Origin of the sequence: Devosia chinhatensis (assembly GCF_000969445.1) — a bacterium.
Taxonomy (GTDB): Bacteria; Pseudomonadota; Alphaproteobacteria; order Rhizobiales; family Devosiaceae; genus Devosia; species Devosia chinhatensis.
Genome location: NZ_JZEY01000054.1, coordinates 1,410,665 through 1,434,121 on the forward strand (window position 1 = coordinate 1,410,665; position 23,457 = coordinate 1,434,121).

22 protein-coding genes are annotated in these 23,457 nt (G+C 58.7%); all 22 read right to left on the minus strand.

Annotated features, from left to right (window positions below; all coding sequences use genetic code 11):
- Window positions 1–180: 180 nt before the first annotated feature.
- On the minus strand, window positions 181–432 hold the full coding sequence (locus tag VE26_RS06750; RefSeq protein ID WP_046104279.1) for a DUF1467 family protein: 252 nt from the start codon (window positions 430–432) through the stop codon (window positions 181–183).
- 101 nt (window positions 433–533) lie between these two features.
- Window positions 534–2,207: a ribonuclease J gene (locus VE26_RS06755; protein ID WP_046104280.1), complete on the minus strand. Its 1,674-nt coding sequence runs from the start codon at window positions 2,205–2,207 to the stop codon at window positions 534–536.
- Window positions 2,208–2,275: 68 nt separating this feature from the next.
- Window positions 2,276–3,106 carry a biotin--[acetyl-CoA-carboxylase] ligase gene (locus VE26_RS06760; RefSeq protein ID WP_046104281.1) on the minus strand — a complete coding sequence of 277 codons (831 nt, stop codon included), beginning with the start codon at window positions 3,104–3,106 and terminating at the stop codon, window positions 2,276–2,278.
- A complete protein-coding gene (gene nuoN / locus VE26_RS06765; protein WP_084620063.1) occupies window positions 3,107–4,552 on the minus strand; it encodes an NADH-quinone oxidoreductase subunit NuoN in 1,446 nt (481 codons plus the stop codon). It abuts the gene before it with no gap.
- Window positions 4,553–4,561: 9 nt separating this feature from the next.
- Window positions 4,562–6,130: an NADH-quinone oxidoreductase subunit M gene (locus VE26_RS06770; RefSeq protein WP_046104282.1), complete on the minus strand. Its 1,569-nt coding sequence runs from the start codon at window positions 6,128–6,130 to the stop codon at window positions 4,562–4,564.
- Window positions 6,130–8,241 carry an NADH-quinone oxidoreductase subunit L gene (gene nuoL / locus VE26_RS06775; RefSeq protein ID WP_084620065.1) on the minus strand — a complete coding sequence of 704 codons (2,112 nt, stop codon included), beginning with the start codon at window positions 8,239–8,241 and terminating at the stop codon, window positions 6,130–6,132. Before nuoL ends, VE26_RS06770 begins: the two co-directional genes overlap by 1 nt.
- A gap of 10 nt (window positions 8,242–8,251) precedes the next feature.
- A complete protein-coding gene (nuoK, locus tag VE26_RS06780) occupies window positions 8,252–8,560 on the minus strand; it encodes an NADH-quinone oxidoreductase subunit NuoK (protein ID WP_046105112.1) in 309 nt (102 codons plus the stop codon).
- A 15-nt stretch (window positions 8,561–8,575) separates the two neighbouring features.
- Window positions 8,576–9,184: an NADH-quinone oxidoreductase subunit J gene (locus VE26_RS06785; RefSeq protein ID WP_046104283.1), complete on the minus strand. Its 609-nt coding sequence runs from the start codon at window positions 9,182–9,184 to the stop codon at window positions 8,576–8,578.
- A gap of 11 nt (window positions 9,185–9,195) precedes the next feature.
- Window positions 9,196–9,684, minus strand: a complete 489-nt coding sequence (gene nuoI / locus VE26_RS06790; RefSeq protein ID WP_046104284.1) for an NADH-quinone oxidoreductase subunit NuoI — start codon at window positions 9,682–9,684, stop codon at window positions 9,196–9,198.
- Window positions 9,684–10,781: an NADH-quinone oxidoreductase subunit NuoH gene (gene nuoH / locus VE26_RS06795; RefSeq protein WP_084620067.1), complete on the minus strand. Its 1,098-nt coding sequence runs from the start codon at window positions 10,779–10,781 to the stop codon at window positions 9,684–9,686. Before nuoH ends, nuoI begins: the two co-directional genes overlap by 1 nt.
- A gap of 9 nt (window positions 10,782–10,790) precedes the next feature.
- The gene (gene nuoG / locus VE26_RS06800; protein WP_046104285.1) at window positions 10,791–12,893 is read right to left on the minus strand and encodes an NADH-quinone oxidoreductase subunit NuoG; all 2,103 of its coding nucleotides are present in this window, start codon (window positions 12,891–12,893) and stop codon (window positions 10,791–10,793) included.
- A 4-nt stretch (window positions 12,894–12,897) separates the two neighbouring features.
- On the minus strand, window positions 12,898–14,211 hold the full coding sequence (nuoF, locus tag VE26_RS06805) for an NADH-quinone oxidoreductase subunit NuoF (protein ID WP_046104286.1): 1,314 nt from the start codon (window positions 14,209–14,211) through the stop codon (window positions 12,898–12,900).
- Complete coding sequence (locus VE26_RS06810; protein WP_046104287.1) at window positions 14,201–14,416, minus strand: hypothetical protein; 216 nt, start codon at window positions 14,414–14,416, stop codon at window positions 14,201–14,203. Before VE26_RS06810 ends, nuoF begins: the two co-directional genes overlap by 11 nt.
- Window positions 14,417–15,727, minus strand: a complete 1,311-nt coding sequence (gene nuoE, locus VE26_RS06815; RefSeq protein WP_046104288.1) for an NADH-quinone oxidoreductase subunit NuoE — start codon at window positions 15,725–15,727, stop codon at window positions 14,417–14,419. It lies immediately after the preceding gene.
- The gene (locus VE26_RS06820; RefSeq protein ID WP_046104289.1) at window positions 15,727–16,917 is read right to left on the minus strand and encodes an NADH-quinone oxidoreductase subunit D; all 1,191 of its coding nucleotides are present in this window, start codon (window positions 16,915–16,917) and stop codon (window positions 15,727–15,729) included. The genes nuoE and VE26_RS06820 overlap by 1 nt, the downstream gene beginning before the upstream one ends.
- Window positions 16,917–17,534, minus strand: coding sequence for an NADH-quinone oxidoreductase subunit C (locus tag VE26_RS06825; RefSeq protein WP_046104290.1), 618 nt, complete (start codon window positions 17,532–17,534; stop codon window positions 16,917–16,919). Before VE26_RS06825 ends, VE26_RS06820 begins: the two co-directional genes overlap by 1 nt.
- A 9-nt stretch (window positions 17,535–17,543) precedes the next feature.
- Window positions 17,544–18,125, minus strand: a complete 582-nt coding sequence (locus tag VE26_RS06830) for a NuoB/complex I 20 kDa subunit family protein (RefSeq protein WP_046104291.1) — start codon at window positions 18,123–18,125, stop codon at window positions 17,544–17,546.
- Complete coding sequence (locus tag VE26_RS06835) at window positions 18,116–18,481, minus strand: NADH-quinone oxidoreductase subunit A (RefSeq protein WP_046104292.1); 366 nt, start codon at window positions 18,479–18,481, stop codon at window positions 18,116–18,118. The genes VE26_RS06830 and VE26_RS06835 overlap by 10 nt, the downstream gene beginning before the upstream one ends.
- A 386-nt stretch (window positions 18,482–18,867) precedes the next feature.
- Window positions 18,868–19,464 (minus strand): outer membrane protein, encoded by a 597-nt coding sequence (locus tag VE26_RS06840; RefSeq protein ID WP_152658747.1) that lies wholly within the window; start codon window positions 19,462–19,464, stop codon window positions 18,868–18,870.
- A 303-nt stretch (window positions 19,465–19,767) separates the two neighbouring features.
- The gene (locus tag VE26_RS06845; protein ID WP_046104294.1) at window positions 19,768–20,313 is read right to left on the minus strand and encodes an outer membrane protein; all 546 of its coding nucleotides are present in this window, start codon (window positions 20,311–20,313) and stop codon (window positions 19,768–19,770) included.
- 87 nt (window positions 20,314–20,400) lie between these two features.
- Entirely contained in the window at window positions 20,401–21,135 is a 735-nt protein-coding gene (gene msrA, locus VE26_RS06850; protein WP_052715729.1) for a peptide-methionine (S)-S-oxide reductase MsrA, read from the minus strand.
- Between the two features lie 186 nt (window positions 21,136–21,321).
- Window positions 21,322–23,325, minus strand: coding sequence for a methyl-accepting chemotaxis protein (locus VE26_RS06855; RefSeq protein ID WP_046104295.1), 2,004 nt, complete (start codon window positions 23,323–23,325; stop codon window positions 21,322–21,324).
- Window positions 23,326–23,457: the final 132 nt, after the last annotated feature.

Sequence of the window (23,457 nt, forward strand, 5' to 3'; positions counted from 1 at the left end):
GCATTGGCTGCCGCTTTGTAGCGCGCCTAAGACCAATGTATTGTCGAACAAACTCAATTCAGCGGGGCCTTCGAGCCCCGCTTTTTTGTTTTGGATCAACCAGCTATTGCCTTGTCCGAAGGCTTTTCCTGAGACGCTGTTCATACAGCGTAGCCTGATGGCAAAGAACGCTCAGGCAGGTCAGCGATTCCAGTATTGATAGAGTGTCTCGTTGGAGAGGCCCCAAAGCAGCAGCGCCGTGAACACCACTGACAGGCCGGTTGCCAGCAGCAGTTTGTACAACAGCCTCGGCTTCAGCGGTGCGCCAGGATCGGAACCTGCCACGATCTCGGCACCGGCCTCATGATGACTTTGATTGCCGATTGGCAGCACCATGACGAAGGTGAGCCACCAGACAACGAAATAAACCGCGATGATCGAAGCAATTTGCATATTGCCTTCTTAGCCGTCACAGGCCGCTAGCGGAAGCAGCCAACGTGTCGCGGGTAGCAGGCCGCCCCGGCAAGATGCCGGGGCAGATGCGAGACCCCATATCAAACCCGATGCACGAAGACGCTGACATTGGGCTTGCGTCCCCAGAATGCATTGACCTCATTGCGGATTGCCTTGAACAGCGCAGAATTGAGCACCTCGGTATCGGACCGCCGCTTTGGCGGCATTGATTTGATGACCCCACTGACTGTGTCTTCGACCAGTTCGGCGACCGATTCTTCTTCCGTTTCAGGTAGCCCCTCGATTACCATTTCCGGGCCAGACACGACATGGCCGCTGCCATTGACGGCCAAGCTGACAATGATCATGCCGCCGAAAGACAGTCTCCGCCGTCCCTTGACGCCGCTCTCCTCGGGTGTGCAGAGAACCAGGCCATCAAGATAAAGCTCGCCCGTACGCACCTCTGCCGGAAAGGTCATAGCCTCAGGGAAGAGACGAACCAGATCGCCGTTCCGCGCCTCGCAGACATTGGCGATGCCAGCCTCGCGGCCGAGTTTGGCGTGAGCTGCCAGATGCGCGGCTTCGCCGTGGACCGGGACCAGCACCTCCGGCTTGACCAGGGAATAGAGCTTGCGCAATTCGCCACGACGCGGATGGCCAGTGACATGAACCAGTGCGTCATTGGCTGTGATGACCTCGACGCCTTTGTCGATCAACTGGTTCTGGATGTCCTGCACCTCGCGCTCATTGCCGGGAATGGCCCAGGACGAGAAGATCATGCGATCGCCAGCATTCAGATCGATCACAGGATGATCGCCTCGCGCGATGCGGGCAATGGCGGCGCGGGCCTCGCCCTGACTGCCCGTACAGATCAACACGCATTTGTCGCGTGCGATTGACTTATACATGTCCTGATCATGCAGGGTCGGCAGGCCCTCGAGCATGCCAAGCTCCTTGGCAATGCCCATGATGCGGTGCAGCGAGCGGCCAGACATGACAACTTCGCGCCCCGCCTTATGGGCCGCGCGAACGATGGAGACGACGCGACCAACATTGGACGCAAAGGTTGTGACAGCGACCCGGTGCGGCGCTTCGGCAATCAGGCGGGCCAGATTGTCTCCGATTTCCTGTTCGCTTGGGCTCTCGCCATCCTTCATCGCATTGGTGGAGTCGCAGACCAAAGCCAAGGGCAACGCGCTTTCCGCGCCGATCGCTTCGAGACGCGCAACGTCCGTAGGAGCACTGGTGATCGGCGTCGGATCGAGCTTCCAGTCCCCGGTATGCAGCGCCCGACCAACCGGCGTCGTGATCAGCAGCGCATTGGATTCAGGGATCGAATGGGCAACATTGATCGGCTCGATGGTAAAGGGCCCGACTGAAAACGGCTTGCCTGGGCGCATGATGGTGATGTCGACATTCTCGACGATACCGTCCCCTGCCCGCTTGGCAGCCAACATGGCGGCGGTAAACGGAGTGGCATAGACCGGCTTGTCGAAGACGGGCCAGAGATCGAGCACGGCCCCGTAATGGTCCTCGTGGCTATGGGTGAGAACCAGGGCCAAGACGTCGTCGGCATTCTCCTCAAGAAATTCCGGATTGGCCATGATGAGTTCGATGCCTGGCAGGTCCGGACCGCCAAAGCTGACGCCGCAATCCACCACGATCCATTTGCGCGACCGCTCTGGACCGAAGCCATAGGCAGCCATGTTCATTCCGATTTCGCCAACGCCGCCAAGCGGTACGAAGACGAGTTCATCCCTTTGGGTCTTAGCCATGGGTTTTCCTTCTAATTGACGCTGCGCCGCGCGAACTCTGGTCGCCGGTCGCCGCACGTCTGTTGTGGTCAGCTTCGGGCGCTGGCCGTTGCCCCAAAATGCACATCGCCTGCGGTGATCGGAAAGCGCGAACCGTCTTCGTCGCGAATGATCAGCCGACCGGCAGCATCGATAGTTTCAAAGATTCCACGTCGCACCACGCCATCCTGCGATACCGCTACCGGAGCACCGATACCCGCTGCCGAACTCCGCCACAGCTCAAGAACGGCAGCGATGCCACGGCCGTCATCCCAGAGGGCAAAGACATCTACCCAGGCATCTGACAAAGCCTCGAAGACCTGCTCGGCGCTGCGTTCCACCCCAAGGGCCAGCAAGCTTGTTGCCGGATAAGGCGTGCCCTCTGGCGCGGCAACCACGTTGACACCGCAACCGATGACAATTGCGCTGCGACCATCGGGTGTCTTGCTGGCTTCAAGGAGGATACCCGAGAGCTTTTCGCCATCGGCCAAGACGTCGTTTGGCCACTTGAGCGCAATGCGCGATCGGCCATCTGCCCCGTCCATTCCGTCAATGCCAACTCGGAAGCGACCCTGCGGCAGGACGGCGGCCAAAGCCCGATTAAGCGCGACACCGGCCACAAACCCCAGGGTCGCAATCTGCTCTGGCGCAGCATCGGGCACAATGAGAAGGCTTGCGGCCAGGTTTCCACGCACGCTGTGCCATTGGCGGCCCCGCCTGCCCCGACCTGCCGTCTGGTGGCGGGCCGCAAACCAGATTCCGCCGGGATCGCCCAATGACGCCGCGGCAAGCGCTTCGCTGTTTGTCGACCCGATTTCATCGAAACCGGTCAGCCTGTAACCGGCTGACCGCGCGTTGGGGCCCAGCGAGAAGTCACTCACCTAGAAGAGGCTTCCGGCAGCATTGTGCGCCAGGGCCGAGAGCGGATTGCCCACCGTGAAGAAGTACGTGACGATGAGGAAGCTAAACACCGCCATGATGATGTTGAGCTCACCGGGCACGGCGATGAAATCCGATCTTGGTTCATCGAAATACATCACCTTGACGACGCGCAGGTAATAGAAGGCGCTTATCGCAGATGCCAGCATCCCGATGACAGCCAGGACATAAAGATTGGCTTCGATGGCGGCCAGAAACACCTGCCACTTCGCGAAAAATCCAGCCAGCGGCGGCAGACCGATCAGCGAGAACATGACGATCGCCATGACCGCCGCAACGAAAGGACGGGTTTTGGACGCTCCTGCCAGGTCCTCAATGGTCTCGACATAACCTTTTTCGGTGCGCAGCGACAGAAGGCAGGCAAACAGCGCGACTGTCATGCCGACATAGATCGCCATGTAGATTGCAACGCCCTCGACCCCGACCTGGGTCCCGGAAGATAGCCCCACCAAGGCAAACCCCACATGACCGATCGACGAATAGGCGATCAGACGCTTGATCGAGCTCTGCCCGATGGCTGCGAAGGCTGCCAGAACCATGGAAGCGATCGACAGGAAAATGACGATCTGCTGCCAGTCGCTGGTGATGGGCGAGAATGTGTCCATGACCAAGCGGACCATCAACGTCATTGCCGCAACTTTCGGCGCCATGGCGAAGAAGGCGGTGACCGGCGTTGGAGCCCCTTCATAGACGTCCGGCGTCCACATGTGGAACGGAACCGCAGAAATCTTGAAGGCGACACCTGCCAGCAGAAATACCATGCCAAAGATCAGCCCAACCGAACGACCTTCGTTCGAAATCGCGATGACGATCTCGGAGAGGTTGGTATGGCCGGTAAAGCCATAGACCAATGAGGCGCCATAAAGCAGCATGCCCGACGACAACGCGCCCAGCACGAAATACTTGAGGCCCGCTTCGGTGGCGCGACTATCGTCGCGCTTGATGGCGGCCATGACATAGAGCGCCAGAGACTGCAGCTCAAGACCCACATAGAGGCTCATCAGGTCATTGGCCGAAACCATCACCATCATGCCCAGCGTCGCGAGGACGGCCAGAATTGCATATTCGTATTTATGAATGCCGTTCTCTTCGGCATTGGAAAGACCCAGGATCAATGCCAGCGCGGCGCCACCGATCACCAACACTTTCATGTAGCGGGCAAAGCCGTCTGCAATGAAAAGGCCATTGAAGATGATGCCATCGGCAGGTTGCAGCACAACCAGAAGACCGGTAGCGATCAGAAGACCAATAGCCAACCAGTTGACCAGACTGGACTTCTCCTTGTTGACCACGATGCCGACGAGCAACAGCGCCAGCGCACCGACGGCCATCAGCAGTTCCGGATAGGCCGGAGCCAGGCTCGCAAAATCGGTAATGTCAGAATTCACGACTGTCTCCTAGTGCGAAGCAGGCGCTGTGGCCGGCTGTGCCTCGCCCGTGGGCGCGGCGTAATCGAGTTGGATGCGCTGGTCGGCCAGGTCCACTGCAGCGTCGCGACCAACGGCGGTCGAATACTGCACCACCAGATTGTCGACGGCTGCCGCCGTCGTATCCAGGATTGGCGCTGGGTAAAAGCCGAACACAATGGTGAGCACGATCAGCGGATAAATCACGATCTTTTCGCGCAGGTTGAGATCCAGGATGCCCTTAAGGCTGTCCTTGGTGAGTGCGCCGAAAATCACCCGACGATAGAGCCAGAGCGCGTAGCAGGCCGACAAAATCACGCCGAACGCAGCACCGAACGCCACCCAGGTATTGACCTGGAATACGCCCATCATGGTGAGGAACTCGCCCACAAACCCCGAAGTGCCCGGCAGTCCAACATTGGCCATCGTGAAGACCATGAAGGCGAAGGCATATTGCGGCATGCGCTCGACCAGCCCGCCATAGGCCGAAATTTCACGAGTGTGCATTCTGTCGTAGATCACGCCAACGCATAGGAACAGCGCGCCCGAAACGATGCCATGCGAAATCATCTGAAACATCGCACCCTGAATGCCGAGCGCATTGCCCGCAAAGATGCCCATGGTCACAAAGCCCATATGTGCCACGGACGAGTATGCAATCAGCTTCTTGATGTCGGTCTGCACCAGCGCGACCAGCGAGGTCAGGATGATGGCGGCCACCGACAGGACAAAGACGAAGTTGGCGAACTGAGCAGAGGCATCCGGGAACATGGGAAGGCTGAAGCGAAGGAAACCATAGCCGCCCAACTTGAGCAGGATAGCCGCCAGAATCACCGAACCTGCGGTCGGAGCTTGAACGTGAGCCTCGGGCAACCAGCGGTGGAACGGCCACATCGGCATTTTCACTGCCAGCGACGCGAAGAAGGCCAGCCACAGCCACGTCTGCATCCCTGCCGGAAAATCGTGGTTCAACAGGCGCGAAATATCAGTCGTTCCGGCATCCCAATACATCGCCATCATGGCCAGGAGCATGAGCACCGAGCCGACGAAGGTGTAGAAGAAGAACTTGTATGCCGCCTGAATGCGCTGTGATCCGCCCCAGATGCCGATGATCAGGAACATCGGCAAAAGCGTACCTTCGAAGAACACGTAGAACATGGCCAGGTCGAGCGTGGTGAACACGCCGATCATCAGCGTCTCGAGCACCAGAAAGACTATCATGTATTCCTTGAGCCGCGTCTCGACTTCCCAGCTGGCAAGCACGACCGCCGGCATCAGAAGCGCGGTCAGGACCACAAACAGCACCGAAATGCCGTCCACGCCGACCCGGTAGCCTATATTGTCGCCAATCCACGGCATGTTCACGACAAACTGGAAACCGGCATTGGACGCGTCGAACGCATTCCAGAGCGCAAGCGACAGCGCGAAGACCACAAGCGTGGTCGCGAGCGAAATCCAGCGGATCGCCCCGATCGACGTCTTGGGTGTCGCCAGCAAAAGGGCCGCACCCAGAATGGGCAGCCAGGTTACAATCGTGAGTATCGAATTGTCGAAGGTCATCAGAGGAGCCCCCCGGCCGTAATGGCCCAGGTCAGCAGCGCCGCAATGCCGATGAGCATGGCGAAGGCATAATGGTACAGATAGCCGGACTGCAGTTTGACGACCCAGCTGGTGACATTCTGAACGCGACGGCCAAGGCCTTCGGTGATCTTGCCGTCAACCAGCCAGTCATCGAACCCTTTCCATATCGCGTTACCGATCCAGAGCGCGGGGCGCACGAAGATCGTGTTGTAGAGCTCATCGAAGTACCACTTGTTGAGCAGGAACTTGTAGAGCCCCGGATTGGACGCCGCGAGCTTTGCCGGCGTTTCCGGGCGACGAATATACATGAACCAGGCCGCAACGAAGCCCGCGATCATGGCGATGGTTGCGCTCCATTTCACCCAGGTCGGGACATGATGTGCGTCCTCGATGATCTGGTGATCGACAAAGATCGACCCGGCAAAGAAGTGTTCAATATGTTCAACGTCGTGGAAGAACATGCCGTAGAACACCACGCCTGCCAGCACTGCACCCACGGAGAGGACATAAAGCGGCACCAGCATGACATTTGGCGATTCATGCGCATTGTCATAAGCCGAGCCATGGTGGTGACCATGATGGCCGTGATCGTCCGCATTGCTGTCGTCGATCGGCTCGTCGTGGCTTTCCAGGGCCGAATGAGCCGGGTCCGGATGCGGACCTTCACCGTGATGCTGGGCATCGCGGGGTGAGCCGTGAAACGTCAGGTGGACCAGGCGCCAGGAATAGAAGCTGGTGAACAGGGCTGCAATCACCAGCAGCCAGAACGCCATCGTGCCCGCATTGCCGCCGAACGCATAGGCGCTTTCGATAATGGCATCTTTGGAGAAGAAGCCAGCAAAGCCGAAATTGGTGCCGGGGATGCCCACGCCGGTGAGGGCGAGCGTACCGATCATCATCATCGCATAGGTGATGGGGATCTTCTTGCGCAGGCCGCCCATGTTCCGCATGTCCTGCTCGTGATGCATCGCATGGATGACCGAACCTGCTCCCAAGAACAGCAGGGCTTTGAAGAAGGCATGCGTGAACAGGTGGAACACGCCTGCAGAATAGGCGCCAACCCCCAAAGCAACGAACATATAGCCGAGCTGCGAGCAGGTCGAATAAGCAATCACCCGCTTGATGTCGTTCTGCACGAGGCCGACGGTAGCGGCAAAGAATGCCGTGATGGCGCCGACCACGATGACCACTGTCAACGCCACAGGTGACGTTTCAAACAATGGCGAAAGCCGAGCGACCATGAAGACACCGGCAGTCACCATGGTAGCGGCGTGGATGAGAGCCGATACTGGCGTCGGGCCTTCCATGGCGTCCGGTAGCCAGGTGTGCAGCAGGAACTGCGCCGACTTGCCCATAGCGCCCATAAAAAGCAGCAGGCAGATCACCGTCATGGCGTCGAGCTGCCAACCCAGGAACTGGATCACCGGCAGGCCGGTAGTCGCAAATTCATCGGCGGCCTGGAAGGCGCCGTCGAAATCGATGTGGCCGAGCACCATGAAGGCGCCGAAAATACCGAGCGCGAAACCGAAATCGCCGACGCGATTGACCACGAAGGCTTTCATCGCTGCAGCGGTGGCAGACGGCCGGGTGTACCAGAACCCGATCAACAGGTACGACGCAAGACCTACGCCTTCCCACCCGAAGAACATCTGGAGGAAGTTGTCGGCAGTCACCAGCATGAGCATGGCGAAGGTGAAGAGCGACAGGTAAGCGAAGAAGCGCGAGCGATGCGGATCCTCGTTCATGTAGCCGATGGAGTAGACGTGAACGAGTGCTGAAACCGTGTTGACCACCACCAGCATGATCGCAGTCAGCGTATCGACGCGTAAGGTCCAGCGCAGGTCCATGTCACCGACCTGGATCCAACGCATGATCTCGACCTTGAGCACGGCCGCATGGCCGTCGCCCACGGCACCCACCAGCCCGTCGCCAAAAGCGACCGGAAGGAACACGACCCAGCTGAGCACCGCTGCTACGCTCAGGAGTCCGGTGGTAATGAACTCAGCCGGACGATGTCCGATCTGGCGGCCCAAAAGGCCGGCAATAAGCGCCCCGATAAGGGGCAGGAAAACAATCGCCTGAATGATCATAGCGGGTGCCCTAGCCCTTCATCATGTTGACGTCCTCAACCGCGATTGTGCCACGGTTGCGGTAGAAGATTACGAGGATGGCCAGACCGATGGCAGCTTCAGCAGCGGCCACGGTCAGGATCATCAGCGCGAACACCTGACCCTGCAGGTCGTTGAGCTGCGCACTAAAGGCCACCAGGTTGAGATTGACGGCAAGCAGGATCAGCTCGACAGACATCAGGATGACGATGATGTTCTTGCGGTTGATAAAGATGCCGAACACGCCAAGCGTGAACAGGATGGCAGCGACGGTCAGGTAATGACCGAGCCCGATTTCCAGACCCATGATAACCCCCTAAAGCCCCTGGCCCGATTTGACTTTGACGACCTTGAGCGTATCGCCGGCCTTGCGACCGATCTGCGAGGCAGTGCTCTGCCGCTTGATGCCTGGACGGTGCCGCAGCGTAAGGACGATCGCCCCAATCATGGCGACCAGCAATACGGCAGCAGCGCCCTGGAACAGGAACACGTAGCGCGTGTAGAGCACCTGGCCCAAGGCACGCGTGTTTTCGATTGTGTTGTCGATCGGGAGCGCGGCTCCACCCGTGATCTCGGGAGAGATAAAGGCGCTACCGGCAACCAGCAGTAGCTCAAGGAAAAGAACCACCCCGACCAGAATGCCGATTGGAGCATATTGCAACAGCCCCGACTTGAGCTCGGCAAAGTCGACATCGAGCATCATGACGACGAAGAGGAACAAAACCGCTACGGCGCCCACATAGACGACAATCAGGATCAGTGCCAGGAACTCTGCACCCGCCAACATAAACAGGCCGGCAGCATTCACGAAGGTCAGGATCAGAAACAGGACCGCATGCACCGGATTGCGCGCCGAAATGACCATGAAGGCCGAAGCGACGGCGACCGCCGAGAATACATAGAAGAAAAATAGTGGAAGGCTCATCGTCTTCCCTCTCAGCGATAGGGCGCATCAGCGGCGAGGTTGGCGGCGATTTCACGCTCCCAACGGTCACCGTTGCTGAGGAGCTTCTCCTTGGAGAAGTACAATTCCTCGCGCGTTTCGGTTGCGAATTCGAAGTTGGGGCCTTCCACGATGGCATCCACCGGGCACGCTTCCTGGCAGAAACCGCAATAGATGCACTTCACCATGTCGATGTCGTAGCGCACGGTACGCCGGGTGCCGTCATTCTGGCGCGGGCCGGCTTCGATGGTGATGGCCTGGGCCGGGCAGATGGCCTCGCACAGCTTGCAAGCAATGCAACGCTCTTCCCCATTGGGGTAGCGGCGCAGGGCATGCTCGCCCCGGAAGCGCGGGCTGACCGCACCCTTTTCGAACGGATAGTTGATAGTGGGCTTGGGCGCGAAGAAATAGCGCATGGCCAGGAAGAAGGCCGAAACGAATTCCTTGAGCAGAAGCGTATTGACGAGTTGGCCGGCGCGCATCAGGCGACCCCTCCGTTCCAGCCCCAGCCAGTCAGCTGAAGCACGAATGCAACGATGACGACCATGATCAGCGAAAGCGGCAGGAACAGTTTCCAGCCGATCCGCATGAGCTGGTCGTAGCGATAGCGAGGCACGATAGCCTTTGCCATGGCAAACATGAAGAAAACGAGGGTTACCTTGATGAAGAACCAGAATATCCCGGGAATCCAGGTGAAGGGCGGCAGGTCGATCGGTGCAGCCCAGCCCCCGAGAAACAGGATCGTGGTCATGGCGCACATCAAAAGGATCGAGATGTATTCGCCCAACATGAACAGAAGATAAGGCGTGGCCGAATATTCAGTCATGAAGCCTGCGACCAGTTCCGACTCACCCTCGGCAAAATCGAAGGGCGGACGGTTGGTTTCTGCCAGGGCCGAGATGTAGAACACCACGAACATTGGGAAGAGCGGCAGCCAGAACCAGTTGAGAAAGCTCAGCCACGGCACGCCCAGGGCATGGGCAAGACCCATCTCGTACTGCGCGATGACGATGTCGTTCAGGTTCAGGGAGCCAACGCAGAGCAAGACCGTGATGATGACGAGGCCGATGGACACTTCATAGGACACCATCTGCGCAGCGGCGCGGATGGAGCCGAAGAACGGGTACTTCGAGTTCGAAGCCCAGCCACCGATAATCACGCCATAGACCCCCAGCGAGGAGATGGCCAGCAGGTAGAGGATACCCACATTGATATTGGCCATAGCCCAGCCGTCAGCCACCGGAACAACGGCCCAGCCTGCAAGGGCAAGCGTACCGGTGATCAGCGGCGCAGCTAGGAACAATACCTTATCCGCGCCGGCCGGAATGATGGCTTCCTTGAACACAAACTTCAAGAGATCGGCAAAGGACTGCAACAGACCAAATGGACCCACCACGTTCGGACCGCGGCGCAATTGCACCGCAGCCCAGATCTTTCGGTCACCCAGAAGGATGAATGCAGTAAAGATCAGCAGGCCCACCAAAAGCGCCAGGGCCTTGTAAATGAAGCCGATCTGCGTCCCCCATCCGAGAAATGGAATACCGAGCAGGTAGTCTAGGGCAGCGAGAAGAAAGTCCATAATGCTCCCCTATTCCGCCGCCTGCCTGAGACCAGCGGCCATGGCGGCACACTCGCCCATCGTTGCGGAAGCCCGCGCGATCGGATTGCTGAGGTAGAAGTCGTCGATCAGCGTGGCATAGGACGCTGACTTGGTCTTGATGGCAGCCTTGGCCAGCTTGGCGACATCGCCGACCGAACCAGGAGCGATCTCATCGATGCGCGCCAGATGCGGGAATTCGGCATAAAGCGTGGAGCGCAGCTGAGCCAGCGAAGCGAAAGGCAGCGGCTGGCCGATGGCACCCGAGAGCGCCCTGATAATTGCCCAGTCTTCTTTCGCGTCGCCGGGCGGGAAAATTGCGCGAGTCGTGACCTGGACGCGGCCCTCGGTATTGACGTAGGTGCCCGACTTTTCGGTGTAGGTCGCGCCCGGAAGGATCACGTCTGCCCGATGAGCACCCTTGTCGCCATGCGAGCCAATATAGACCACAAAGGCCTTACCCATGGCGGAGGTGTCATACTCGTCTGCCCCGAGAAGAAACAGGACATCGAGCTCGCCCTTGCCAGCCATCGCAATCTGGTCGGCAGAGCAGACACCACCATCATGGGGCACGAAGCCGATATCGAGACCGCCGACGCGGCTTGCCGCGCTGTGCAACAGCGCAAAGCCGTTCCAACCGTCATCAACATTGGCGCCGCGCGCAAGCTTGGCCGCCAGCGCGATCGTGTCCCGACCAGCCTGCTTTCCGGCGGAAGCATGCGAAACGGCCCCCTCCCCGACGATGATCAAGGGACGCTGTGCGTTGGCGAGGGTATTGGCAAAGGCACCGTTACCCGCTGCAAGGTCGGCCAGCGTCTCGAGGCCATTACCCAGATACGTGTAATCGTATGTCAGGTCGGCCTGTTCGCCGATCACGGCAATAGGCAGGCCCTTAGCGCGCCAGGTCTTGCGAATGCGCGCATTGATGATTGAGGCCTCCTTGCGAGGATTGGACCCGATGATGACGATGGCATCGGCCTCTTCGATACCCGCAATTGTGGGGTTGAAGATATAGGCCGAACGCGGCATCGAGGGGTCTATGCCCGACATCGCCGGACGGACGTCGGTCATGCCCGAGCCAATCGAAGCAAGCAGCGCCTTGAGCGCATACATCTCCTCGACAGCGGCCAGATCCCCGGCAATGGCACCGACCTTATTACCGGCCTTCTTGATGCGGCCGGCAACGGCGGTGATCGCCTCGTCCCAGCTTGCAGGCTGCAGCTTACCGCCCTTGCGCACATAGGGCCGATCGAGCCGCTGGCTCTTCAGACCATCCCACACAAAGCGCGTCTTGTCGGAAATCCACTCTTCGTTGATCGCCTCGTTCACACGCGGCAGGATGCGCATGACCTCGCGGCCACGGCTATCGACGCGGATTGCCGAACCGACGGCATCCATGACGTCGATGCTTTCGGTCTTGCTCAGTTCCCACGGACGAGCGTGAAACGCATATGGCTTGGAGGTCAGCGCGCCAACCGGGCAAAGATCAATGACATTGCCCTGCAGCTCGCTCGACAGAGCACGCTCGAGATAAGGTGTGATCTCTGCGTCTTCACCGCGACCGATAAGACCCAGTTCGGAAATGCCCGCCACCTCGGTGGTGAAGCGAACGCACCGCGTGCAATGGATGCAGCGGTTCATCGAGGTCTTGATCAGCGGGCCCATATACTTGTCTTCAACGGCGCGCTTGTTTTCGAAGAAGCGTGAGCCGGAGACACCATAGGCCATGGCCTGGTCCTGCAGATCACATTCGCCGCCCTGATCGCAGATCGGGCAATCGAGCGGGTGGTTGATCAGAAGGAACTCCATCACGCCTTCCCGGGCCTTTTTGACCATGGGCGTGTTGGTGAACATTTCTGGCGCTTCGCCGTTGGGTCCAGGACGCAGGTCCTTCACCGACATGGCACAGGAGGCCTGCGGCTTTGGCGGCCCGCCCTTTACCTCGACAAGGCACATGCGGCAATTGCCCGCGACCGACAGTCGATCATGGTAGCAAAAGCGTGGAATCTCGGCGCCGGCCGCCTCTGCGGCCTGCATGAGCGTGTAATGATCGGGAACTTCGACGAGCAGGCCGTCGACCTTGATCTGTGCCATCGAGTTACTCCGCAGCGATCGACGGCACGGCGCCGTCGCTGGTAGACGAATAGGTATACTGGTCGATCCGCTCTTCGATCACATGACGGAAATTGCGGATAAGGCCCTGGATCGGCCACGCAGCGGCGTCGCCCAGGGCACAAATGGTGTGACCTTCGATCTGCTTGGTCACCTCGAACAGCATATCGATCTCCCGCTTTTGCGCACGACCTTCGACCATGCGCGCCATGACGCGCATCATCCAGCCAGTACCTTCGCGGCAGGGCGTGCACTGACCGCAACTCTCATGCTTGTAGAAGGCCGAGAGGCGCCAGATGGCCCGGATAATATCGGTGGACTTGTCCATGACGATGATCGCAGCCGTGCCCATGGATGATCCCACCTCGCGCAGACCGTCAAAATCGACGATGGCGTTCTGGATCTTTTCGCCAGGCACGCAAGGCACCGAGGCACCGCCGGGAATGACGGCCAGCAGATTGTCCCACCCGCCGCGAACGCCGCCGCAATGCTTTTCAATGATGTCCTTGAAGCTTTCGCCCATCGCCTCTTCGAACGTCGCCGGCCGGTTCACATGGCCCGAGACGCACATCAGCTTGGTGCCGGTATTGTTGGCCCGGCCGATGGACGCGAACCACGCACCCGAGCGCCGCAGGATTTCGGGGACGACAGCAATGGATTCGACGTTATTGACCGTGGTCGGATTGCCATAGACGCCCATCGCTGCCGGGAATGGAGGCTTGAGGCGGGGTTGGCCCTTCTTGCCTTCCAGCGATTCCATCAGTGCCGTTTCCTCGCCACAGATATAGGCGCCGGCGCCGTGATGAACGACGATGTCGAAGTCCCAGCCATGTACGTTGTTCTTGCCGATCAGGCGGGCGTCATAGGCTTGCTGGACGGCAGCTTCCAGATGCTGGCGCTCGCGAATGAATTCGCCGCGCACATAAATATAGGCGATATGAGCGCCCATTGCGCGGCCAGCCAGAAGACACCCTTCGACCAGATGATGAGGATCATGGCGCAGGATCTCGCGGTCCTTGCAGGTGCCGGGTTCGGACTCGTCAGCATTCACCAGCAGCTGGCTCGGGCGACCGTCGCCAGCGCCTTCCTTTGGCATGAAGGTCCACTTGAGTGCCGTGGGGAAACCCGCACCACCCCGGCCACGCAAGCCCGAGGCTTTGACCTCGTTCACGATCCAATCGCGACCGTTGTCGATGAATTCCTTTGTCCCAACCCAGGCCCCGCGTGCGCGGGCACCATCGAGCGACCAATCATGGCGCCCATAGAGATTGGTGAAGATGCGATCCTTGTCAGCGAGCATGATCGGCTTTCCGCTTCAACAGATAAGTGAACCAGGCGGCGATCCCGATCGCCGCCCCTGCCGCCGATGCCAAAATGCTCGGAAGCGCAATATTCGTCGCCATTTCAAGAGCGGTCACCACAGCTGTCGCCACTACGGTTAGGATCACGCCGATGACGTAGTCCAGAGCCGAGAGCTTGGCGAAGTCGATCTTGGAATTGACCATCTAGCGCGGGTCCTTCCCGAATACCTTGCGATACTCTTCGACGCCACCGCGTGCCAGAGCCCCCGCTTGGCCGACCCAATTGTCACGAGCCACCCGGCCTTTGAAATTCAGTGCAGCATCGATACGCGCAATGTCCGCATCGCTGAAGCCCGCAATCTGATCGTAGCGCGTAATCCCCAAGGCATTGAGCTTGCCTTCGAGCACAGGGCCAACACCTGAAAGCAGCTTGAGATTATCCGCAGGGCCTTCCGGCTTGTCGAAGAGTGCCTGGATAGCACCGGCATCGCGGGACGGAGACACTTCCTTGGGATTATACGCCTCGACCTTGACGTCTGGCTCTGCCTTCTCGACCGAGGCGGAACTGCCGCCTTCCGCCGGTGGCGTCGCCTTGGCCTTGCCGACGGCTTTCCCGTCGTCGATGCCTTCGGCTTTAGATTCTGCCCCAACGGCGCCTTCACGCATAGCATTATTGGGCGTACCGTTGGCCTTTGCCGCAGCATCAGCGGCCTTACGCTCGCCCTCTGCCTTGGCCTCGGAAACCTTGGCTTCCTTTGGAGTGCCCTTGAGTGCCGGCGCATTCTCTTCGGCAACATCTTTCGGCTTCGCCGCTGTCGTTGGCGCAGCGGGCGCCGCCGGCGATGCGGCAACCGGAGCATCGGGCGCCGGCGGTGGCACGAACTTTTCTCGCGTCGCTTTTGGCTCCTCCAGCAGCGTGGACTGAGCACCTTCGGCCGCTGCAGAGAAATGACGGTCGATTTGAGGCCCAGGCTTAATGCTGTCGCCCTTGCCAGCGTGGAAGGCGTCAATGATTTCTTCGAGCCGCTCGGCCGTCAGGTCCTCATACGTGTCGTGGAAGATCGCGACCATTGGTGCGTTCACGCAGGCGCCAGCGCACTCCACTTCTTCCCAGGACAACGTGCCGTCGCCGTTGAGATGGTGCGGCTCTGGATGAATCTTGCTCTTGCATACCTCGATAAGGCCTTCAGCGCCGCGCAGCATGCAAGGGGTCGTTCCGCAGACCTGAATGTGAGCATGGCGACCCACCGGTTGCAACTGGAACTGGGTGTAAAACGTTGCCACTTCCAGAACGCGGATATAGGGCATGCCCAGCATTTCGGCGATCGTCTCGATCGTAGCGCGGCTAACCCAACCGTCCTGATCCTGCGCACGCATGAGCAGCGGAATGACGGCAGATTGCTGCCGACCAGGCGGATAAAGCCCGATGCGCTTTTCTGCCCATGTTTGGTTTTCAGGCGTGAAGGCGAAACTTGCCGGCTGAACCGACTCGTCCGCAAGGCGTCGCACAGACATCAGCGATCAACCTCTCCGAACACAATATCAATCGAACCCAGGATCGCAGTGACGTCGGCCAGCATATGACCGCGACACAGCCGATCCATTGCACTCAGATGGGCAAAGCCCGGAGCGCGGATATGGCAGCGATAGGGTTTGTTGGTGCCGTCGGACACCAGATAGACCCCGAATTCCCCTTTTGGCGCCTCGACGGCAGCATAGATCTCGCCAGCGGGAACCTTGTAACCCTCTGTATAGAGCTTGAAGTGATGGATCAGCGCTTCCATCGACTTCTTCATCTCGCCCCGCTTGGGCGGCACAACCTTGCCATCAGTAGAGGCCACAGGGCCCTTGCCGTCGGGAGCGTTCAGCTTTTGAACGCACTGCTTCATGATCCGAGCCGCCTGCCGCATTTCTTCCATGCGGATAAGGTACCGGTCGTAGCAGTCGCCGTTCGACCCTATGGCGATGTCGAAATCCATCTCGGCATAGGCATCGTAGGGCTGGGCTTTGCGCAAATCCCAAGCCGCGCCGGCGCTACGGATCATTGCACCGGAGAACCCAAGTCCCCAGGCTTCTTCCTGCGTGACGACGCCGATATCGACATTGCGCTGCTTGAAGATGCGGTTTTCGGTCAACAGACGATCGAGGTCGACGAGGAAACCGAGAAACTCGTCGCAGAATCCACCGATATCATCGACTAGGGCTTGCGGAAGGTCCTGGTGCACCCCACCAGGCCGAAAATAGGCGGCGTGCATACGGGCGCCCGAAGCGCGCTCGTAGAAGATCATCAGCTTTTCGCGCCACTCGAAACCCCAGACAGGCGGCGTCAGCGCCCCGACGTCCATCGCCTGAGTGGTGACGTTCATAAGATGCGCCAAGATGCGCCCGATCTCGGCATAAAGCACACGGATCAACTGACCGCGACGCGGAACTTCAATGTCCAGCATCCGCTCCACGGCCAGCGCAAATGCATGCTCCTGATTCATCGGCGCCACATAGTCGAGGCGATCGAAATAGGGCACAGCCTGGAGGTAGGTCTTTGCCTCGATGAGCTTCTCTGTCCCGCGATGCAGCAAGCCGACATGCGGATCAACGCGCTCGACGAGCTCGCCGTCCAACTCGAGGATCAGACGCAGCACACCGTGCGCGGACGGATGGACCGGACCAAAGTTGATGGTGAAATTGCGAACGTCGACTTCAGACATCAGTTCTTCGCCTTCTCATCGCCGGGCAGGACATAATCGGTGCCTTCCCAAGGCGACAGGTAATCGAACGACCGGAATTCCTGCGTCAGCTTGACCGGCTCATAGACCACCCGCTTGCGCTCTTCGTCGTACCGCACTTCCACAAAGCCAGTGAGCGGGAAATCTTTGCGCAACGGGTGACCATCGAAGCCATAATCGGTGAGGATGCGCCGCAAATCCGGATGTCCGGAAAAAGTTATGCCGTAAAGATCATAGGTTTCGCGCTCAAACCAGTCAGCGCCCGGAAACACCGAACAGATCGAAGGCACGAGCAGGTCTTCGCTGGTCTCGAGCTTGACCCTGATACGCTGATTCAGATGCGGGCTGAGGAAGTGGTAGACCACGTCGAAGCGATGTTCCCGCGCCGGATAATCTGCACCGCAGACATCTACGAACGATATGAAGCGACACTTCGCATCATCTCGGAGAAAAGTGACGACATCGACGATGGCGTCGCGCTGCACGGTGATTGCCAGGTCACCAAACGCAACTTCAAAACCCGCGACCGCTTCGCCCAAAGACGCTGCAACGTGTTCGCCAAGCATGACAAGCGGGTCGACAACGATAGTTTCGTCCATGCCCCTACCCTACCGTTCGATCGTGCCGTCGCGGCGAATCTTCTTCTGCAAAAGCAGAATGCCGTAAAGCAGCGCCTCTGCCGTCGGAGGGCAACCGGGAACGTAGACGTCCACGGGAAGCACCCGATCGCAGCCGCGCACGACGGAATAGGAATAATGGTAATAGCCGCCACCATTGGCACACGAGCCCATGGAGATGACATAACGCGGCTCGGGCATCTGATCGTAGACCTTGCGCAGAGCCGGCGCCATCTTGTTGGTCAGCGTGCCGGCAACGATCAGGACGTCCGACTGGCGCGGCGACGCCCGCGGCGCAGTGCCGAAACGCTCCACGTCGTAGCGGGGCATCGACATCTGCATCATTTCCACGGCGCAGCAAGCAAGACCGGTCTGCATCCACATAAGCGAACCGGTGCGGGCCCAGGTTATCAGCTGCGAGACAGTCGTGACCAGGAAGCCTTTGTCGGCCAACTCGTTGTTGACGCCGGCAAAAAACGGATCATCCGCACCATAGGGCTTGCCTGTAGCAGGATCCAGAGCGCCCGTGGGACGCGGAGTTACCAGTGTCGAACTGGACGGGCTCAATCCCATTCCAGAGCTCCCTTACGCCATTCATAAATAAAGCCCACGGTCAGCACACCGAGGAAAACCATCATCGACCAGAAGCCGAACCAGCCCACATCACGGAACGCAACAGCCCAAGGAAAGAGGAAAGCCACTTCGAGATCGAAGATGATGAAGAGAATCGCGACGAGATAGAATCGCACATCCACCTTCATGCGGGCATCACCGAAAGCCTCGAAACCCGCTTCAAAAGCCGACAGCTTCTCCGGATCTGGTCGCTTGAGCGAAACCAGAAACGGCGCAACCAGCAGTGCAATGCCAATGATTGCGGACAATGCGACAAAGATGACGATGGGCAAATAATCGCTGAGCAGATCAGTCATGCGGCAGCCTAAAGTTCATGCGGCCAGAACAGCCGTGATGCGCGTGAGCCTGTCTGCAATTGGGGCAATCAAACCGACACGCAGGTTATGCGGAACGGCTTAGACCTTCCCCCAAAACGTTTCAAGGGAAAGAAAATATGACTGAAATAATCAGGTAAATTATCCGGCAGAAAAGGGCATAGCCATCTCAGGACGATGATCAAAATCGGCACTTTTTTGTCGAAAGGTGCTTCTATGTAAAAGGACGCTATTCAAGGACGCGTTGTCGCGCGTCTGTTGGACGACTCGCTAAGGCCGCCCACAAAACCAAAACGGCGGACCGACAAAATCGGTCCGCCGAGTTGGGCGCAAGAATATGGCGGCGGGGCAAGCCCGCCACGCATTTCTTAGAAGTGGTAGAACACACCAACGGTGGCCTTGGTCGACTCGAAGAACGAGTCGGTACCGACGGACGAGAAATCGCCCTGGCCAACGACTTCACCGCGGACGGTGATCGCGTCGGTGACGGCGAATTCAACACCACCACCAAGCTGGTAGAGGCCGACGGTGTTGGCAGCGTTGTTGCCAGTGGCAACGCCGACACCGGCGAGGGCGTACACGAGGGCGCTGTCGGTCACGACGGCACCAGCACGCAGGTTGGCGAAGAACTCACCGGTCGGCTGAACCAGCGAAGCGTTGTTCCAGCCATAGTCGGCAGTCACTTCAACGCCGAGCAGGATCGGGTCGACGGGGATGAAGTTCACGCCAACGGCAGCGCCGACGACGCCAGCGGTGAAGGCAGTGCCGGCACCGACGACACCGTAGTCCTGGGTGCCGATGAACTGGCCACCAACACGAGCACCAACATAGAGGCCTTCCCAGTCAAAACCGGCCGGGGTGTAGATCGGCTCGGGCGTGGTGGGGATGATCAGGTCAGCAGCCTGAGCGCCACCAACCATAAGAGCAGCGGCGGAAACGCCGAGAACGAGAGAACGTACAAACATATCTTGCACTCCCAATAGAGTTAACCGTAGTCAGCCGATAGATGCCTCAGCGGCACCGTGCTGACAAGAAGAGAAACGCGCAATTTGGCGATGCGGATAAGATTTGGTGTCCATTTCCGGGGACCTGTTGCAGGAATGTCCCGCAATTGGCTCAATTTGATACAAAACCCAGCAAATCCGGGGTTTACCGCCTGTTAAGCACACGCTCGAAAGCGCTAACAACCGCTTAATGACGTGAAATTTGCCACATTGTCGCCACATACGCAAGGGCGCTCGCCGGCCGAGCTGCGAATCTGGCCCTAATTAGAAACTGTATGTTGCGCCGACCGTGAATTGATTCTTTGGATTGTCTCCCACGGTAGGAAAGCTGCGCAGATATTGGGCTCGTACGGAAACCGAATCTGTCAGCGAAAGCTCGATGCCGCCGCCAGCAAGAATATCCTGTTCATCAGGAGGGCCGAGATCGATTCCATAGCCGCCTGCCGCATAGACAGCGACGTCATCCGATACCACGAGCCCTGCGCGACCGAGAATTTGCCCGTAGACCGTTTCTCCCGCGCCATCGTCACTGAGACCCTGCACGGCCACCTCGGTGCCAATGAGATAGAAATCGAATTGAACTTCCACGCCGGCGTTGACGCCAATGCCGAACTGGGTGCCTCCAGCGGTACTGTCCTGAACGCCGCTATAGATACCCGCATAAAAGCCGTCCCATCCATTGGCATCAGTATCCGAAATCGGGAGCTCGGCCAGCGATGAGATCGGGACGGTAATTGGATCAGCGGCCGCCGCGGGTGTTACGGCAGCCAAGGCGAGACATGCAGCGGCGATGCGAAGGTTCTTGGACATTGTCGTTCTCCCGTTGTCGGAGCATCGATAATGAGGCAACGCCACGCACCCTGCCCGGTTCCTCCGCATGCCGAGCCACACGCCGGCTCAAGCAGACGGCAGTGTTCCGACGAGGACAGGCTCGGCGCGGAATTCCGACGGGAAGATTTCTTCGAGCGCCGCAATCTTGGGAAGATCATGCACCACAATGTATGGCCAAGATGGATTTAGCGTCAGAAAATCCTGGTGATATTGTTCTGCTGGATAGAAAGCCGTAAGCGGCTCGATCGTTGTCACGATAGGTCCGTCAAATAGCCCCGCGACGTCCAATTGATCGATGTAGGCATCGACCACATCGCGCTGCGCATCGGCGGACACAAATACGGTAGAGCGATACTGCGTGCCGCGATCGGGCCCCTGAAAGTTCAGCTGCGTCGGATTGTGTGCGACCGAGAAATAGATTTGGAGGATTTTACCAAGCGAGATCTCTCGCGGGTCGTAGGTCACTTCGACCGCCTCTGCATGGCCGGTATCGCCGCGAGTGGTCAAATCGTAGGTCGCAGTTTCGGCTGAGCCACCGGAATAACCGGAGACGGCGTTACGAACGCCCTTGACCCGCTGGAACACACCTTGCACGCCCCAGAAGCATCCGCCGGCCAGAACGATCTTTGCACTTTCGCCAGTCTCGCTCAAATCCTTGGTCGGTGGCGGAATTACCACCGGCTTCTCCTGCGCCGACACGGGTCGGGGCAAAAAAGGAAGACCGAGCAGAGGCATGGAAAGGAGACCTGCCACTACGGCACGGCGTCGCTGATCGACCTTGGAAATGGCTTTGGCAGGCATGAGACATATTTCCCGAAGGATTGGTAGCCGGTCAACATTATGCGCCTGGGACGAAAATGGATCACCTGCCTCACAAGGAAATGACTGCTGCCATCAGGGTAAAGGGCACCGCCGACTGCCACAGGTTATCGGACAGTTGAGGCCACCTGTGGTGTCATATGGCCCCATCCCACCTTTGCTCGAATTCTAAAACTCTGACCAATCTGAGAGTGCAACGCTGCCATCGGTCAAATACATTGTTTTGGCAGATTTTGCCTTTTTGCCTGCGCTTTTCCGTTCTGCCTGAAGCATGGCCCTGTCCAATTCATCTTCATCTGCGGTGTGGAACACGCCCACAATGCGATCGAGCTCATTCGCTTGGGCCTCGGTCTGCTCGATCGCCGCATTTGTTTGCTCGACCAGGGCGGCGTTATGCTGGGTCATCTCGTCCATTTGGCGGACCGCCACGTTGACCTCTTTAATCGCCGACGCCTGCTCACGGCTCTCTCGAGCAATGCTCTCCAGCAGAGCAGAGTTTTCCCGGACGGCTTCCAAAACGTTGGAAAGCTTCTCGGCTGCTTCAGAAACAAGCCTGGTACCCGCGCCAACTTCGCCGGTCGAAGTATCGATCAGGGATTTTATGTCGGCGGAAGCGGTTGCGGCGCTTTGGGCCAGGCGGCGGACTTCCACAGCTACTACTGCAAAGCCCTTGCCGGCATCGCCAGCCCGCGCTGCTTCGACCGACGCGTTCAGTGCAAGAAGATTGGTCTGAAAGGCTATGTCATCAATCAGGCCGATGATGTTGGAAATTTTCAAGGAGGATGCAGTAATCTTGTCCATCGCTGCACTTGCCTGGTTCATCACTTCACCGCCTTCCTCGGCAGAGCGAGTAACAACCTGAGCCGTCGTGCTGGCATTGCGCGCCCTATCGGCATTCTGGGAGACGGTCGCTGCAAGCTGCTCCATAGCTGCGGAGGTCTCCTCAATCGTGGCCGCTTGCTTTGTCGTTCTTTCCGACAGATCGTTTGCGCCCGCAAGGATCTCGCCGGTCGCTGACTTCACGGCCCGGGAGGTTTGGCGCAGCCGCGTGACCACTTCGCTCAACGTGTCCGCAACTGTGTTGATGTTGGTCTGCAGGTCGAGGAAAGCGCCGCGATGCGTTCCGTTCATGCGTTGTGTGAGATCGGTCTTGGCGAGAGCCGATAGCACGGAGCCAGCTTCCCCAAGTCCTCCTTCAATATTGTCCAGCAGACCGTTGACGTTACCTGCGATACGCGCGAGATCCGGCTCGCTCGGGTCAACATGCAGCCGCTTGGTGAAATCACCTTCAAGAGCTGCGGCAACGGCGTGATCGAACTCGGCTTGGAACGCCTCCATCCGGCCCGCCCTGTCCGCTACAGAGCGCGCGCGTATTTTTTCTTCTTCGCTGAGGGCCGCGACCATGCGGGCATTGTCGCGGAATACCTGCAACGTTCGCGCCATCTCGCCTATTTCATCTTTGCTGTCGAGATACCGTACTTCGGCGTTCAGATCGCCATTGGCGAGCTCGCGCATGCTGCGCGTTAGGCTGCCAACCGGCCGGGAAAGCTTGGCCGTGCCGACATAGAGCGCCGCGCCCGTCCCCGCACCCAAACCAATGACCACCGCGGACGCCAACAGGATCAGCATGGATTGCTGGAATGTATCCATGCCGGCCTTCACGTCATGGAACATGTCCACGTCATTTTGCACGACCGCGTCAATCTCCGCCTGAAACGCCTTGCGATTGGCGCGGTTGTCCTCATTGTTTCCTTGAATATTGGCCTGAGCAGGGTCGACATCACGCCCTAGTCGTGCCGTTTCGGAGCGAAACTCACGAAATTCGGCGGCCCTCGCCAATACGGGGTTGAAGGCGTTCTGATCGTCGGCAGACAGCAAAGGTTGCCATTCGGCCAAGACCGTATCGATGCGGTCAAGATTGGTCATAAGACCTTCGGCAAACGGCTTTGCCTGTTCTGTGGTATCGGAAGCATAGATGCCCCGCGACTCCATGACTACTGCAGTCACGTAGCGATTGAGCCGCTCGCCCAAGTGCGCTCGGTCCGCGAGGTTTTCCAGACGATCCATCCGGTTCTTGTATTCGAGTGTAACGAATACCGCGATGCCTCCGATTGCGACGGATGCGAGCCCCATGAGGGCGACTACAGCCAGAACCTTGGCCCGGATCTTCATATCTAAAGTCTCTTCAAATCATACCGACGAAAGCCGTCCAGATTAACTACTGAGGTGGAACTTAATTTCTAATGAAGAACACCTCTGTAGGGTGCTGCCGATCGGTGGGGTGGTATTTATCGAGATCTCTGC

Coding starts and splice junctions, on each gene's coding strand:
- nuoE (WP_046104288.1), bottom strand. CDS start 15,727: ATGTCTGTGCGACGCCTTGCGGACGAGTCGGTTCAGCCGGCAAGTTTC.
- VE26_RS06825 (WP_046104290.1), bottom strand. CDS start 17,534: ATGGACGAAACTATCGTTGTCGACCCGCTTGTCATGCTTGGCGAACAC.
- VE26_RS06755 (WP_046104280.1), bottom strand. CDS start 2,207: ATGGCTAAGACCCAAAGGGATGAACTCGTCTTCGTACCGCTTGGCGGC.
- nuoF (WP_046104286.1), bottom strand. CDS start 14,211: ATGCTCGCTGACAAGGATCGCATCTTCACCAATCTCTATGGGCGCCAT.
- VE26_RS06840 (WP_152658747.1), bottom strand. CDS start 19,464: ATGTTTGTACGTTCTCTCGTTCTCGGCGTTTCCGCCGCTGCTCTTATG.
- nuoI (WP_046104284.1), bottom strand. CDS start 9,684: ATGCGCGCCGGCCAACTCGTCAATACGCTTCTGCTCAAGGAATTCGTT.
- VE26_RS06750 (WP_046104279.1), bottom strand. CDS start 432: ATGCAAATTGCTTCGATCATCGCGGTTTATTTCGTTGTCTGGTGGCTC.
- VE26_RS06855 (WP_046104295.1), bottom strand. CDS start 23,325: ATGAAGATCCGGGCCAAGGTTCTGGCTGTAGTCGCCCTCATGGGGCTC.
- VE26_RS06835 (WP_046104292.1), bottom strand. CDS start 18,481: ATGACTGATCTGCTCAGCGATTATTTGCCCATCGTCATCTTTGTCGCA.
- nuoG (WP_046104285.1), bottom strand. CDS start 12,893: ATGGCACAGATCAAGGTCGACGGCCTGCTCGTCGAAGTTCCCGATCAT.
- VE26_RS06845 (WP_046104294.1), bottom strand. CDS start 20,313: ATGTCCAAGAACCTTCGCATCGCCGCTGCATGTCTCGCCTTGGCTGCC.
- VE26_RS06810 (WP_046104287.1), bottom strand. CDS start 14,416: ATGGTCAATTCCAAGATCGACTTCGCCAAGCTCTCGGCTCTGGACTAC.
- VE26_RS06785 (WP_046104283.1), bottom strand. CDS start 9,184: ATGAGCCTTCCACTATTTTTCTTCTATGTATTCTCGGCGGTCGCCGTC.
- VE26_RS06820 (WP_046104289.1), bottom strand. CDS start 16,917: ATGTCTGAAGTCGACGTTCGCAATTTCACCATCAACTTTGGTCCGGTC.
- msrA (WP_052715729.1), bottom strand. CDS start 21,135: ATGCCTGCCAAAGCCATTTCCAAGGTCGATCAGCGACGCCGTGCCGTA.
- VE26_RS06770 (WP_046104282.1), bottom strand. CDS start 6,130: ATGACCTTCGACAATTCGATACTCACGATTGTAACCTGGCTGCCCATT.
- nuoH (WP_084620067.1), bottom strand. CDS start 10,781: ATGGACTTTCTTCTCGCTGCCCTAGACTACCTGCTCGGTATTCCATTT.
- nuoL (WP_084620065.1), bottom strand. CDS start 8,241: ATGATCATTCAGGCGATTGTTTTCCTGCCCCTTATCGGGGCGCTTATT.
- VE26_RS06830 (WP_046104291.1), bottom strand. CDS start 18,125: ATGGGATTGAGCCCGTCCAGTTCGACACTGGTAACTCCGCGTCCCACG.